14 protein-coding genes are annotated in these 13,619 nt (G+C 63.8%); 5 read left to right on the plus strand and 9 right to left on the minus strand.

Annotated features, from left to right (window positions below; translation table 11 throughout):
• Window positions 1–31 precede the first annotated feature (31 nt).
• The 3 genes from PJK54_RS04370 to PJK54_RS04380 all read right to left on the minus strand — a co-directional run bounded on the left by PJK54_RS04370 (window position 32) and on the right by PJK54_RS04380 (window position 3,441).
• Window positions 32–502 carry a DNA polymerase III subunit chi gene (locus PJK54_RS04370; RefSeq protein WP_077378736.1) on the minus strand — a complete coding sequence of 157 codons (471 nt, stop codon included), beginning with the start codon at window positions 500–502 and terminating at the stop codon, window positions 32–34.
• Between the two features lie 178 nt (window positions 503–680).
• Window positions 681–1,775, minus strand: coding sequence for a branched-chain amino acid aminotransferase (locus PJK54_RS04375; RefSeq protein ID WP_084209423.1), 1,095 nt, complete (start codon window positions 1,773–1,775; stop codon window positions 681–683).
• Window positions 1,776–1,920: 145 nt separating this feature from the next.
• Window positions 1,921–3,441, minus strand: a complete 1,521-nt coding sequence (locus PJK54_RS04380) for a leucyl aminopeptidase (protein WP_141392388.1) — start codon at window positions 3,439–3,441, stop codon at window positions 1,921–1,923.
• Window positions 3,442–3,935: 494 nt separating this feature from the next.
• Between PJK54_RS04380 and lptF the strand changes: the two genes are divergently transcribed.
• Genes lptF through PJK54_RS04395 form a run of 3 tightly spaced genes read left to right on the plus strand, consistent with a single transcriptional unit; the run spans window position 3,936 to window position 6,572 of the window.
• Window positions 3,936–5,030, plus strand: a complete 1,095-nt coding sequence (gene lptF, locus PJK54_RS04385; protein WP_169477242.1) for an LPS export ABC transporter permease LptF — start codon at window positions 3,936–3,938, stop codon at window positions 5,028–5,030.
• Window positions 5,030–6,112 (plus strand): LPS export ABC transporter permease LptG, encoded by a 1,083-nt coding sequence (lptG, locus tag PJK54_RS04390; protein WP_077378750.1) that lies wholly within the window; start codon window positions 5,030–5,032, stop codon window positions 6,110–6,112. Before lptF ends, lptG begins: the two co-directional genes overlap by 1 nt.
• A complete protein-coding gene (locus tag PJK54_RS04395) occupies window positions 6,105–6,572 on the plus strand; it encodes an RDD family protein (protein ID WP_271302342.1) in 468 nt (155 codons plus the stop codon). The genes lptG and PJK54_RS04395 overlap by 8 nt, the downstream gene beginning before the upstream one ends.
• A gap of 148 nt (window positions 6,573–6,720) precedes the next feature.
• Here the strand turns inward: PJK54_RS04395 and PJK54_RS04400 are convergent, their stop codons facing one another.
• Window positions 6,721–7,545 (minus strand): hypothetical protein, encoded by an 825-nt coding sequence (locus tag PJK54_RS04400; RefSeq protein WP_077378753.1) that lies wholly within the window; start codon window positions 7,543–7,545, stop codon window positions 6,721–6,723.
• 709 nt (window positions 7,546–8,254) lie between these two features.
• Between PJK54_RS04400 and PJK54_RS04405 the strand changes: the two genes are divergently transcribed.
• Together PJK54_RS04405 and bfr are read left to right on the plus strand one after the other, a co-directional pair.
• A complete protein-coding gene (locus PJK54_RS04405; RefSeq protein WP_077378756.1) occupies window positions 8,255–8,458 on the plus strand; it encodes a bacterioferritin-associated ferredoxin in 204 nt (67 codons plus the stop codon).
• A gap of 470 nt (window positions 8,459–8,928) precedes the next feature.
• Window positions 8,929–9,408: a bacterioferritin gene (gene bfr / locus PJK54_RS04410; RefSeq protein WP_077378759.1), complete on the plus strand. Its 480-nt coding sequence runs from the start codon at window positions 8,929–8,931 to the stop codon at window positions 9,406–9,408.
• A gap of 95 nt (window positions 9,409–9,503) precedes the next feature.
• Here the strand turns inward: bfr and PJK54_RS04415 are convergent, their stop codons facing one another.
• The 5 genes from PJK54_RS04415 to PJK54_RS04435 form a co-directional block, all read right to left on the minus strand.
• The gene (locus PJK54_RS04415; RefSeq protein ID WP_240704287.1) at window positions 9,504–10,625 is read right to left on the minus strand and encodes a 5-(carboxyamino)imidazole ribonucleotide synthase; all 1,122 of its coding nucleotides are present in this window, start codon (window positions 10,623–10,625) and stop codon (window positions 9,504–9,506) included.
• A gap of 3 nt (window positions 10,626–10,628) precedes the next feature.
• Window positions 10,629–11,147, minus strand: a complete 519-nt coding sequence (purE, locus tag PJK54_RS04420) for a 5-(carboxyamino)imidazole ribonucleotide mutase (RefSeq protein WP_077378762.1) — start codon at window positions 11,145–11,147, stop codon at window positions 10,629–10,631.
• Window positions 11,148–11,370: 223 nt separating this feature from the next.
• Entirely contained in the window at window positions 11,371–11,628 is a 258-nt protein-coding gene (locus PJK54_RS04425) for a DUF1653 domain-containing protein (protein ID WP_240499615.1), read from the minus strand.
• 48 nt (window positions 11,629–11,676) lie between these two features.
• Window positions 11,677–12,540: a tRNA cyclic N6-threonylcarbamoyladenosine(37) synthase TcdA gene (gene tcdA / locus PJK54_RS04430; protein ID WP_271302435.1), complete on the minus strand. Its 864-nt coding sequence runs from the start codon at window positions 12,538–12,540 to the stop codon at window positions 11,677–11,679.
• A 156-nt stretch (window positions 12,541–12,696) separates the two neighbouring features.
• Complete coding sequence (locus PJK54_RS04435) at window positions 12,697–13,488, minus strand: pseudouridine synthase (RefSeq protein WP_077379350.1); 792 nt, start codon at window positions 13,486–13,488, stop codon at window positions 12,697–12,699.
• Window positions 13,489–13,619: the final 131 nt, after the last annotated feature.

Here is a 13,619-nt window from a genome sequence, read left to right on the forward strand (position 1 = left end):
TCGGCTGACAGCGCCACCGGTACCTGCGGCGTCAGCTCACGCCCTTGAGCTGATGCGAACGCACCGCATAGCCACGTGACTTGTAGGTACGCCAGCATTCGCGCTTGGTGACCAGCACATCCTGATGCTGGTTGATGATCTCGGCGACGCGCTCGAAACGCGAGAACCACTCGGGGATCTCGGGGTGCAGATTGAGCAGTGCCTCGATGCCCGGTGCCGGCGCGTCCTGCCAACCGATGGTCACGGGCGGACGTGGCACGTCATCGGCGTGTTCTGCCTCGCGCGCCGCGAGATCCAGATCGATATCCAGCGCATGGGGTACGAAGCTCTCGGGGCGGAACTGCCACAGGTGCTCATCGAACTGACGCGCCATCGCCTCATCCTCGACATGCACGTGCAGGCGGAACCCCTTGGCATGGATGGTCTCGGCCAGACGGCAGGCGAATTCCAGCCGGGCTTCCAGCGTGGTATCGGGCAGGATGTAGAAGTCGATCTGGGTCATGGGCACCGCTCGTGGCAAGAGTTCGCGAGCGCTCAGGATACCGCACTCGCCACGTGGCTTCGATGCAGGAGGGACTCGGTACGCATCGGAAAGCGCGATATCTTCGCGTCTGCAAACATGAAGGCCCGCCTCTTGCGAGGCGGGCCTTCATGTTGTCGTCTGGCATGGGCCACAGGGCTTACGCCAGGCGGGTCATCCAGCCACGCGTGTCTTCGGCGCGACCATATTGCAGGTCCAGCAGCTGGCGACGCAGACGCATGGCCACGTCGCCGGCATTGGCGGTCAGATCCAGACGCGCGTCTTCGCTGACCAGCTCGCCCACCGGGGTGATGACGGCGGCGGTACCGCAGGCGAACACCTCGGTGATCTCACCGGAGGCGATACCTTCGCGCCACTCGTCGATGCTGACCGGGCGCTCTTCCGGCGTCAGGCCGAGATCACCCGCCATGGTCAGGATGGAGTCACGGGTGACACCTTCCAGAATGGTGCCGGTCAGACGCGGCGTGACCAGACGACCATCCTTGAAGACGAAGAACAGGTTCATGCCACCCAGTTCCTCGACCCACTTGTTCTCGGCGGCATCCAGGAAGACGACCTGATCGCAGCCATTGGCGGTAGCTTCGCTCTGGGCCGCCAGGGAACCGGCATAGTTGCCGCCACACTTGGCAAAACCGGTGCCACCGGCCGCCGCACGGTTGTAATGCGAGGACAGCCAGATGGAGACGGGCTTGATGCCACCCTTGAAGTAGGCGGCCACCGGCGAGGCGATCACGTAGTAATCGACTTCACGCGACGGACGCACACCGAGGAAGGCTTCGCTGGCGATCATGAACGGGCGCAGGTAGAGGCTGCACTCATCGCTGGCGCTGGCGGGGGTCGGTACCCAGGCGCTGTCCTGGGCGAGCAGGGCCTTGAGCGAGCCGACGAAGTCCTCGTCGGAGAGCTCCGGCAGTGCCAGGCGGCGGGCGGAGTTGCGGAAGCGTGCCGCGTTCTTTTCGGGGCGGAAGGTCCACACCGAGCCGTCTTCATGACGATAGGCCTTGATGCCTTCGAAGATTTCCTGGGCGTAGTGCAGTACCGAGGCGGCGGGGTCGAGGCTCAGCGGGCCATAGGGGCGGACTTCATGGCCGTGCCAGCCGCCATCGGCGGTCCAGCGGACGTGTGCCATGTGGTCGCTGAAGTGACGGCCGAAGCCGGGATTGGCCAGGATGGTGTCGCGAATGGCAGCATCCGCCGGTTGCGTGGACGCGCGGACGTCGAAGCCTTTGGTCACGTGGGTGTCTCCGTAGCAGCGAGACCCCCGGCGCGAAACGCCGGGGGTCGAATCATTTTTATAGGACCTCTGGGGTCAGCGGTGCCGAGTGGCGTGCCGACCCGCGTGTCTCAACGCTAGCACGCCATCGAGAGCATGCGAAGCCTCAGAGCGTCTCTTCCTGGGCGGCATTGAGTTCCGCTTCGCGATCCAGCAGATACTGGGTCAGCAGGCCCACCGGGCGGCCGCTGGCACCTTTCTGCTTGCCGGACTGCCAGGCGGTGCCGGCGATGTCCAGGTGCGCCCACGGGAAGGTGTCCGCGAAGCGGGACAGGAAGCAACCTGCGGTGATCATGCCGGCTTCACGGCCACCGATGTTGGCGATGTCGGCGAAGTTGGAATCCAGCTGTGCCTGATACTCGTCCCACAGCGGCATGTGCCATGCGCGGTCCCAGGCTTCTTCCCCGGCATCCAGCAGATCCAGCGCCAGGTCATCATCGTTGGAGATCAGGCCGGTGGCGTGATTGCCCAGCGCGATGACGCAGGCGCCGGTCAGGGTGGCGATGTCGACGACGCTGGCCGGCTCGAAGCGCTCGGCGTACGTCAGGGCGTCGCACAGCACCAGGCGGCCTTCGGCGTCGGTGTTGAGGACTTCGACGGTCAGGCCCTTCAGGGTCTTGATGATGTCGCCCGGCTTGGTGGCACGGCCGTCCGGCATGTTCTCGGCGCTGGCCACGATGGCGACCACGTTGAGCTTGGGCTTGAGTGCCAGCACGGTGCGCATGGTGCCGAAGACGCTCGCCGCGCCGCCCATGTCGTACTTCATCTCGTCCATGCCGGCGCCCGGCTTCAGCGAGATGCCACCGGTATCGAAGGTGATGCCCTTGCCGACCAGCACGTGCGGTGCCTCGTTCTCGTCTTCCGCGCCGCGGTATTCCATCACGATCAGACGGCTCGGCTCTTCACTGCCACGGCCGACCGAGAGCAGTGACAGGGCGCCAAGCTTCTCGAGTTCTTCCTCACCCAGCACGGTCACCTTCAGTGCGCCTTCGGAGGTGCTGCCCAGTTGCTCGGCACGCTCGCCCAGATAGGTCGGGGTGCAGATGTTGCCCGGCAGATTGCCCAGGGTGCGGGCTTCGTTGACCCCTTCGCCGATGGCCGCGCCAATACGCAGACCCGCTTCCAGTTCTTCCTGCTGACTCTTGTCGGCACTTACCACGCTCAGACGGGTCAGAGAGGCAGGCTCGCCCGGCTGACTCTTCATCTCGGTGAAACGGTAGGCGTTGCGCAGCGCGCTCTCGGCGATCATGCGTGCCTTCCATGCGGCGTCGCGCAGCTCGATATCGAGGCCGACTCCCGCGAAGGCGGCGTCTTCCACCGGCAGCTTGAGCAGTGCCGCCATGGCGGCGTCCAGCCCGCGCTTGTAGCGGCTCTCGTCGAGTTTCTCGGCCTTGCCGAACCCGGCCAGCAGCAGGCGCTGTGCGCCGAGCCCCGGGGCGAAAGGCAGCAGCAGGGTGTTGCCCAGCTCGGCCTTGAAGTCGCCGCGTTCGATCAGCTGGGAAATCAGCTTCTCGCTGGCATCGTCCAGACGTGCCGCGGCGCCTTCGAGTTCGCCTTCAATGACGGGAACCACCAGGCAGGCGGTCTCTAACTGGGCCGGATTGACAGTGACAACAGGAAATTCCATGACAACTCCACGCGGGCGAGTAAGGGATACGAAAATGAGGATAGCGTCAGACCGAAGCGGGTCGGACGTGTCGCGATATCCGGGGTCAGGCATCCAGGTCCGGCAGGGGCGGATGTGAAGAGGCTCTGCCGTCCATCGGTGTCTGACCGAGCATGACCTTTGAATGGGGACACTGGCCGCTGATGGCAAGCATCTCCCAGTGCCGTCCATCATGCGGAAGATCATGTGCCTGTCGCAAGGCATGGCCGCGACAAGGCTGCATGCTTTCTGGATAATGCTCGAGCATGTCCTTGCGGGGCTCGGCACGCCCAGTGTCATCGACACTCGATCGCACCGGGCCGAGGCGCAAGCGCAGGCCGGATGCCCAGTGTACGCAAAGGCGGTTCGGCATGCATGAGGGATGGTGCATCTTCATGTGTCCCGTATCGTGTCTTCACCGGCTATCATCGTTCTGGTCAACACGCTCGATTGCGAGTGGGAAACAGGAGTTTCATTTGATCATCTTCCGCTACCTGACACGCGAGATTCTCACCACCATGGCCGCGGTGGCCGGGGTGTTGATGCTTGTCATCATGGGCAGCCGATTCATCCGCTATTTCAGTGACGCGGCAGAGGGGGACTTCCCGGCCTCGATTCTCGGCAGCCTGATGCTCTATCACCTGCCGGGGTTCTTCGAGCTGCTGCTGCCGCTGTCCTTCTTCCTGGCCGTGCTGCTGGCCTTCGGTCAGCTGTACATGAACAGTGAGATCACCGTGCTGGTGGCCTGTGGTGTCGGCCCGGAGCGTCTGCTGCGCGTCACCTTGCTGCCGGCACTGCTGATCACGGCGCTGGTGGCGGCCTGCAGCCTCTATCTGACGCCGGCTGGCGCGCTGAAGAACGAGATGTTGCTGGAGCTTCAGAAGCAGAAGACCGACTTCTCGGTGCTGGGCGCGGGACGTTTTCAGCAAATCGGCGATCGCACCGTCTATGCCGAGAGCATGAGTGACGACAATAGCGAACTGAAGCACGTCTTCATCGCCGAGCGTGGCAATGACGGGGCCACCCGCCGCGATGACAGCGAACCGAGTCAGTCGGTGGTGCGCGCCGAGCGCGCCTTCCAGGACGTCAGCGAGGAGACCGGCAGTCGCTATCTGGTGCTGGCGGATGGCTCACGCTACGCGGTGGAGCCGGGCAAGTCGGCTTCACAGCGACTGGGCTTCGAGCGTTATGCGGTGCGGGTCAGCGAGGGGCAGAGCGAGGCAAGCCTCAAGGATGACATCGAACTCGTCTCCACCCGAGAGCTGTTGGCCACGCAGACGCCCGAAGCCCAGGCCCAGCTGCAATGGCGTATCTCCCTGCCGTTGATGGTGCCGATCCTGATGCTGATCGGTCTGCCACTGGCACGCGTCAATCCGCGCCAGGGCCGCTTCGCGCGTCTGCTGCCGGCCATCTTCGTGCATATCACCTACCTCAGCTTGCTGATCGCGGCTCAGAATGCCGTCGCGTCCGGCAAGTATCCGGCCGCGATCGGCCTGTGGCCCATTCACGGCGTCTATCTGGCGCTTGGCCTCTGGCTGAGCTGGCGCGACAACCGCGGAGGTGGCCGCTGATGCTGCTTGATCGTCTCGACCGTTACATCGCGCGCAACGTGCTGCTGGCCATGCTGGTGGTACAGGTACTGATCCTCGGGCTTGATCTGATGATCACCTATATCAATGACCTGGGCGATGTCGAGGGGGATTACGGTGCCCTTGAGGTCTTGCTCTACCTGTTGATGAGGCTACCGTCACGTTTCTACGAATTCGTGCCGGTAGGGGTGCTGCTGGGGGCCTTGATCGGCCTGGGCAGCATGGCATCCAGCAATGAGCTGACCATCATGCGTGCGGCGGGCCGCTCCTTGACGCGCATCCTGTGGGGCGTGATGAAGCCGCTCGGGCTGGTGATCGCCATCACCATGGCCGTGGGAGAGTACGTGGCGCCTGTCACCGAGATGCAGGCCGATGCCTGGCGCGCCGAGAAGCAGCAGGGGGCGGGTGCCGTCTATGCCGAAGGCGGTGGCTGGCAGCGTGAGGGCAACAACTTCTATCGCTTCGGTTCGATCCGCAGTGATGATGTGGTGCTCAACGTGACCCGCTATCAATTCGATGATGATCAGGAGCTGAAGCAGGCCATGTACGCCCGGCGTGCTGTCTGGGAGGACGACCATTGGACGCTGGAGGCGGTGGAAACCACGGTCTTCGAGCGTGAAGGCGGCGAGGTGGCCTCCACGCGTGTCGAGCAGCAGGACTCACGCCAGTGGGATACCCGATTGACGCCGGACCTGCTCAAGCTGGTGATCACCGAACCCAAGCAGCAATCCGCCTCTGATCTGTGGCGCTACGCCAGCTATCTGAAGGGGCAGGGTCTGTCCGCCAACCAGCCATTGCTGTACTTCTGGCAGAAGATCCTGCAACCGCTGACGCTGGCAGCGCTGGTGCTGGTGGCAGCGTCCTTCGTGTTCGGGCCGTTGCGCACCGTGGCAGCCGGGACGCGCGTGTTCTACGGGATCATCGTCGGTCTGCTGTTCAAATACCTGCAGGACCTGTTGGCGCCGGCCTCGGTGGTCTTCGGGTTCGCGCCCATCTGGGCAGTACTGGCCCCCACGATCGCCTGTTACGTGATCGGCCTGCTGCTGATTCGTCGCAGTGGCTAGGGCACGGTGCCCGGTGGCCCGGCGCTGCTTCGCGCAGCAGGGCGTGCGCCCTGCCGGGCTGATGCGGCGTCTGGGTGGATTGGTGTATGACACCTTTCTGGTAGTGGCGCTGTTGATCGTGCTGGGGTTCGTGGGGGTGGCCGCGAATGGCGGAGAGGCCAATCAGTCGCCATTGTTCCGCTCGCTTCTGCTGGTGGCGGTGTTCGCCTTCTTTGCCTACTTCTGGAGTCGAAGTGGCATGACGTTGGGCATGCAGGCCTGGCGGCTCAGGCTGCAGACGCCGGAAGGCTGCGCACCGACACTGCCTCAGTGTCTGCTGCGTTTTCTGGTTGCCGGCCTCTCGCTGGGATGCGGTGGACTGGGGTATCTCTGGCAGCTATGGGACTCTGAACACCGCAGCTGGCACGACATCGCCTCAGGCACGCGCGTGGTGGTGGTGCCGAGGCCCAGCCGAGAGTGACGGCCCGGTAGGCGCCGCCTTGCGGGTGTCGTGCAAGGGCGGCGTGCAGGAATCGCCGTGAAAGGCATGCCGAATACCGGAAAACACAACGCCCCGCCAGTCATCGACTGGCGGGGCGTTGTGTCTGTCAGGGGGGGCAGGACGTGAATCAGACGCCCAGCAGACCATCGAGGCGCGTGATGATGCGGTCGACCGTGGCGCGTGACACGACCAGGCTGTCTTCCTGTGCCGCGGTTTCCGGCAGCTCACGTGGCAGGTCGAGTACCGCGTTGCCCATGCCCTCGAAGCGCACGCCATCACGATAGCGCACGAAGGGCAGCTGGCCGATGGGGCGCTGACCGTCATGGTCGAGGCGGGCCAGGCGTGTGAAGGCACTGACCGTGTCCAGCACCGGTGCGCTGGTCAGCGGCAGGTGGGTCAGGCGCCATGCCAGCCAGTCGTCCACTTCGACGGCTTCGTCACGCAGGGTGGCGAACCAGTGACGGGCCTGATCCAGGCGATAGCGGGCACGGCCCTGCTTGTCCAGCCACAGGACGTCGGCGCTGGCCTGACGCGGACTTTCCAGCTCGCCGGGCAGGTACAGCCAGGCCTCGGTGAGGCGATGCAGCGCGCCCGGCAGTGGCTCATCGAGGGTACGCTCGTTGAGCGAGTCCAGTGCAGCATTCAGGTCGCCCTGTTCGGCACTGCTTTCACTGTTGGCGTAACCGACGTTGTAGCGCCAGACACGATCGGAGATTTCCTGGGTGACGACGTGATCGTGCGGCAGTGCGATGTGACTCATCAACTCACGTGCGTTGCAGCTCTCGTCCACCAGGCCTTCGCGACGCGCCTCGCGATAGAGATTGCGCAGCAGCGGATTGAGCGGCAGGCGGTGATGGTCCCCGAAGCAGCTGCCGGCATCGCGAACGGCGTCGAGATTGAGCGGCAGGTGGGAGGCGGCGTGATGTTCGGCGGTAGCGATGGATGCGGACATTGGGTCAGGACTCCTTGCAGTTTGGCAGTAGGCGAAACGAACGGACAGCAGACGGATTCGGGCCGGTCACGGCATCATCATGTCGCCCATCATCGGCATGCCGATGGGCCGAGTCAGGATGGAGGGCGTCGACGGAATCTCTTGCAGTGTCCTGTTCATGTGCTTTTCCTGATTGCCTGGCAGGTCGTGGCAGTCATTTGCCGTCGCCTTGCTGCGTGTGGGTCATCGTCATGAACGGCAGCGTTCTGGCGAAGTGACGCTAGCAGGAGGCGAGTGACCTGCCTGAACCATTGGATGTCGATGGCTCATTATTTTTTGTTGCGACTTGATTCTTGTCTGCATAATAAAACGTTATACATCTTAGCGTCCCTGTCCCAAATCGCAACCCCTGCCTTAGGCAGGTGACTCCCTTCTTTATACGGTGGGCGCTTTCATCGATGCAACGGATTTGAGAGCAGTGGATTTGAGAGCAGTGGATTTGAGAGCAGCGGGTTGAGGAAAGCGGGGATAACGGCGGGGTCGAGAACCATCACGCGGCTCTGGTCGGACGTTCACATCCCGCAGCAGCAATTCATGGCGCTGACGGTGGAAGACGGGGTAATGCAAGTGGTTGATATGGCATGCAAATGAGAATTTTTTGCAGTCAGGTGTTGCGCATCTTTCTGCGAATCATTTACATTTGTCTCACTTGGAGTGAGCGAGGTGAGCCATGTACGTCTGTCTGTGCAAGGGTGTATCAGACCACAAGATCCGTGAAGTCGTGGAGCAGGGGGCGCGCAGCTTCCGTGAGGTCCGCGAGCAGACCGGGTGTGCGACCCAATGTGGAAAATGTGCCTGCATGGCCAAGACGATCACCCGTGAAGCCGTGGCTCGCGAAATGATGCCGGCTGACGATCTCGCCTACGCGGTCTGATGTCAGGGGAGCTTGCCTCTCCAGGCCTGGATTGCCCTGTCGATGCAGCACAGCGCCACGAGTCCATGTCATTCAAGCGCCAGAGGCCCGATCAAATGATCGGGCCTCTGGCGTTTTCGCATGCCGCTCCTTGCCGGGAGAGCTCATCTTTCCAGCTATCCTCTCTCGCACTTTCCTCTCTCGCACTTTCCTTTCTCGTGCTTTCCTCTCCCGGGCTTTCATCGCTTGTGGGCTCACCTCGGTGTCCGTCTGCATATGACAACGCGGATACCAATCTTTCCCATTTGCGCCTAAAAGTCGATAACTTGTTGTCATGTCTCGAAAAATTCATGGTTTTGCGCCATACTTGCCGGACCTGACGAAGCGGGGCGAGTGCCTGAGACGCCTCACCCCCGACGGCCCCTGACACCGGCATGCATGCCGGTCGCCGACGACAACGAGACCGCACCGGACAAGAGAGGAATGGCGACATGAAAGGCGATCCCAAGATCATCGAGCATCTCAACACCATACTGGGCAACGAGCTGGTAGCCATCAATCAGTACTTCCTGCATGCGCGCATGTACAAGGACTGGGGGCTCAAGCGCCTGGCCAAGTGGGAATATGACGAGTCCATCGAAGAGATGCGTCATGCGGACACCCTGATCGAGCGCATCCTGTTCATGGAAGGCCTGCCCAACCTGCAGGACCTCGGCAAGCTGCGTATCGGCGAGAACACCAAGGAAATGCTCGAGTGCGATCTGGCGCTGGAGCACCAGGCTCATGGTGATCTGAAAGAAGCGATCGCCTATGCCGAGCAGGTCCGCGATTACACCTCACGTGATCTGTTCCGCAAGATCCTCGACGACGAGGAAGAGCATATCGATCACCTGGAGACCGAGCTGGGTCTGATCGAGAAGGTCGGTATCGAGCTCTACCTGCAGAAGCAGATCCATCACGAGATCGACTGATTCCAGGCGCGGCTTTCCAGGTCGTGACAGGAACGAAAACGCCCCCGCTGCCATCGGCAGCGGGGGCGTTTTGTCTTCAGTGGCGCAGAACCGGCTTACTTGCCCAGGTCATTGACCAGCAGCGCCTCGACGGCTGCGATGCGCGCGTCGAGACTGGCCTGGTCGGCGGCCAGCACCGTGATGTGACCGATCTTGCGGCCGGCTCGCGGTGCCTTGCCGTAGTCATGCAGGCGAGCACCGGGAATGGCCAGCACGGCATCGCGCTCTGGCATGCGCCCGATGATGTTGAGCATCGCGCAGGGAGCCAGCAGGGCTGTCTCGCCCAGCGGCAGGCCGGCGACGGCGCGCAGATGGTTCTCGAACTGGCTGGTGACCGCGCCCTCGATGCTCCAGTGACCGGAGTTGTGCACGCGCGGGGCGATCTCGTTGGCCAGCAGGCGCTCGCTGCCGTCCGCTTCCTTGACCACGAAGAACTCGAAGGCCATCACGCCCACGTAGTCGAGTTCGTGCATCACCTTGAAGGCAGCCGCTTCGGCCTCGGCCTGCAGGTCATGCGCGGCCAGCGGTGTGGCGCAGTGCAGGATGCCGCTGCGGTGCTCATTGCGGGACAGCGGCCAGGCGCGTGTCTCACCGTCACGACCGCGTACCGCGATCACCGAGACCTCGTGATCGAAGGCGATGAAACCTTCGAGAATCAGCGGCACGCTGCCGAGTTCGGCGAAGGTGTCGGCCACGTCCGCCATCTCGCGCAGCACCTTCTGACCCTTGCCGTCGTAGCCCAGCGTACGTGTCTTGAGGACGGCAGGCAGGCCGATGGTGGCCACCGCGCTTTCCAGATCGGCCTGGCTGTCGACCAGCGCCAGCGGCGGCACCTCGATGCCCAGACGCATGAACAGCGACTTCTCGTTCCAGCGATCCCGTGCGGTATCCAGCGCGCCGGCCGGGGGATAGGTCGGACGCTCTGCCGCCAGGCGCTCGACGGCGTCGGCGGGCACGTTCTCGAACTCGAAGGTGATGGCATCGGAGGCCGCCACCAGCTGTGTCAGAGCGGCGTCATCCTGCCAGTCGGCGCGCAGATGATGGCCATGCACGCGGCCACACGGCGAGTCGGCGGGATCAAGAAAGGTGAAGCGGGCATTGAGGGCGGCGCCAGCCTGAGCCAGCATGCGACCCAGCTGACCACCACCGACGATACCGAAGCGGATCGGCTCGCTCATGATTCACTGGCCTCCATGCGACAGGCTGGGAGCATCGGGACGCGGGTCCGGATTGTCCAGCACGCGGTCGGTCTGCTCGGCGCGGAAGTTGATGAGCGCCGTGCGGATGGCCGGATACTTGTTGGCCAGCTGGCTGGCAGCCAGCAGCGCCGCATTCACGGCACCGGCACGACCGATGGCCAGGGTGCCGGTGGGGATGCCGGCGGGCATCTGCACGATGGAGAGCAGAGAGTCGACGCCAGACAGCATGCTGGACTGCACCGGCACGCCCAGCACCGGCAGCCAGGTCTTGGCGGCACACATGCCCGGCAGGTGGGCGGCGCCACCGGCTCCGGCGATGATGACCTCGAGACCACGCTCCGCGGCGGTGTCGGCATAATCGAACAGCAGGTCAGGCGTGCGATGGGCAGAGACGACCTTGACCTCGTGTTCGATCCCCAGGGCTTCCAGGGTCTCGACCGTATGGCACATGGTCGCCCAATCCGATTTTGATCCCATGATGACACCAACCAGTGCGCTCATGCTTCCTCCGCTCTTGACGTGGTATGAACCAGCTCACAGCCACCGCCAGCGCATGCTGGACGGCCCGCTGTGTGGGCGTGGTCGAGGTGGCCGGGCCGTGATGGCCAGTCCCACCTCAATGCGTATGTCTGGAAAAACAAGCGGCGCAGTATAGCACCGAGCCTGAGAGGCGGCATGCACCTGTCCGGTCGGTCAGCTTATGGGCGCCACCGACCGGCGAGGCTCAGCAGGACCATTGCGTGACCAGCGCGAAACGCGGCACTGGCTCGCCCTGGATCTCGACATTCTCCATGAACATGCTCAATGGGCGCACCCACAGGCCACATTCGCCGTAGAGGGCGCGGTAGACCACCAGCAGCTCTTCCGTCTCGCTATGACGACTGGTGCCGATCACCTCGTATTGCGCGCCCTTGTAGTGGCGGTAGAGCCCCGGCACTGGGCGATTCTCGGGCAGCGGCGGCATGGGAGGCAGCTCTGACATGATGATTTCCTTGATGGGCAAGACAGTTGGCGCGGTCGCCCGGCGCGATCAGGCGTCGGGCGCGGGATTGAGAGCGTTGGCCGGCGTGGCCTTGGCACCGCGGCGTGCGATGCGCGCCAGGGCGCGTGCACTGGCGGTGAAGCCGAAGCTGCCGGTGACGAAGGTGGCGGCGCCGAAGCCGCCGGCGCAATCCAGACGCGTGGCGCTGTCGCCGGGTTTGGTGGCGCAGACCTCGCCATCGGCACCGGGGTAGGTCAGCTGCTCGTCGGAGTAGACGCACTCGACATCGAAACGGCGCTTGAGATTGCGACTGAAATGGTAGTCGCGGCGCAGCAGGGAGCGAACGCGCGCCAGCAGAGGGTCCTGCTCGGTACGGGCAAGATCCGCGATCTGGATGCGTGTCGGGTCGAGCTGGCCACCGGCACCGCCCGTCACGGTCAGCCCCAGCTTGCGACGCTTGCACCAGGCGATCAGCGCCGTCTTGGCGGGTACGCTGTCGATGGCATCGATGACGTGATCCAGCTCATCGTGGATCAGCTCGGCCAGGTTGTCCGGGGTGACGAAGGCCGAGATGGCGTGAATCTTCATCTGTGGCGCGATCAACTGGCAGCGCTCGGCCAGCACCTCGACCTTGGGGCGGCCGATCTGGCCATCCAGCGCATGCAGCTGACGATTGACGTTGGAGACGCAGACGTCGTCGAGGTCGATCAGCGTCATCTCGCCGATGCCGGAGCGTGCCAGCGCCTCGGCGCTCCAGCTGCCGACCCCGCCGACCCCGACCACCGCGACATGCGCGTGACGGAAGTGGGCGAAGGCGCTGGCGCCATAGAGACGACGAATGCCGCCGAAACGGAAGTCGTAATCGTCCTCCGCCGGTGCCTCGGCGTCGGTGGCGAAGAAATCCGCCAGCATGCGTTCGCTGGCAGAGGGCGCGGCGTCCGAGAGAGAGGCCGTGTGGGCCGCTGGCTCATTCAGCGGAATGTCGTCAGGGGTAGTGGTCATGCGCAGCTCATGCTTTCCAGGGACGTTGAATGCAGATGGCGAAGCGTGTTCGCGGGTGCCCGGTCGTCATTCGGGCAAGTCGTCTGTGGGCCGGCCAGCCAGGTCGCTTTCGGGGCGTTCGGCCTGGTGGATGGCATGGCGCTCCGGCAGATGCCCCAGCCAGCCAAAGCGCGCCAGCAGGGCAGCGTAGGCGCCATCCGGTGGGCATGAAAGACGCAACCAGCCACCCTCGGGGTGCGGCAGTTCCAGTCCGACCGCCGCCAGCAGCAGACGCGGACATTCCAGGGTCGAGGCGAAGTAACGATTGTAGTTGCCCTTGCCGTGCCTGGCATCTCCGATGATGGGATAGCCACGGCGCGACAGGTGCCGACGAATCTGGTGTCGACGGCCGGTCAAGGGGCGTGCCTCCACCAGCGAGAAGCGTGACTGGGGGTAGCGGTCGATCGCGACGGGCAGCTCGACCTGCGCCAGTCGGCGGATGTCGGTGATGGCTTCCTGCTCCGGCATCTGGGCCTTGGGCAGGCGACCCTCTTCCTTGCGCAGGCCGTAGTCCAGGCGCTCCTGTTCGGGAGCGACGCCACGCACCACGGCCAGATAGCGTTTGCTGACCTGCTGTTCCTCGAAGGCGGCGCTCAGCTTGCGGGCGGCTTCCGGTGAGAGGCCGAAGACCATCAGACCGGAGGTCGGGCGATCGAGACGATGCACCGGGAAGACGTGCATGCCGATCTGGTCACGCAGGCGCTGCAGCAGAAATTCCGTCTCATGCTTGTCGATGGGGCTGCGATGCACCAGCAGGCCAGAAGGCTTCTGCACCACCACCAGCACGTCATCCTGAAACAGGATGTCGAGTGGCAAGATGGGCTCGGCCTCGTGAGCCGGGTCAGCATCGAGGGGCGCCGACACGAGTGGTCGAGACGTCACTGACGCGTCGCAGGGCAGGCCATCGGGAGAAGAGGGCAGATCATGGGAAGAAGGGGGCATGGGCATCA

Source organism: Cobetia sp. MMG027 (assembly GCF_027947415.1).
Classification (GTDB): Bacteria; Pseudomonadota; Gammaproteobacteria; order Pseudomonadales; family Halomonadaceae; genus Cobetia; species Cobetia marina.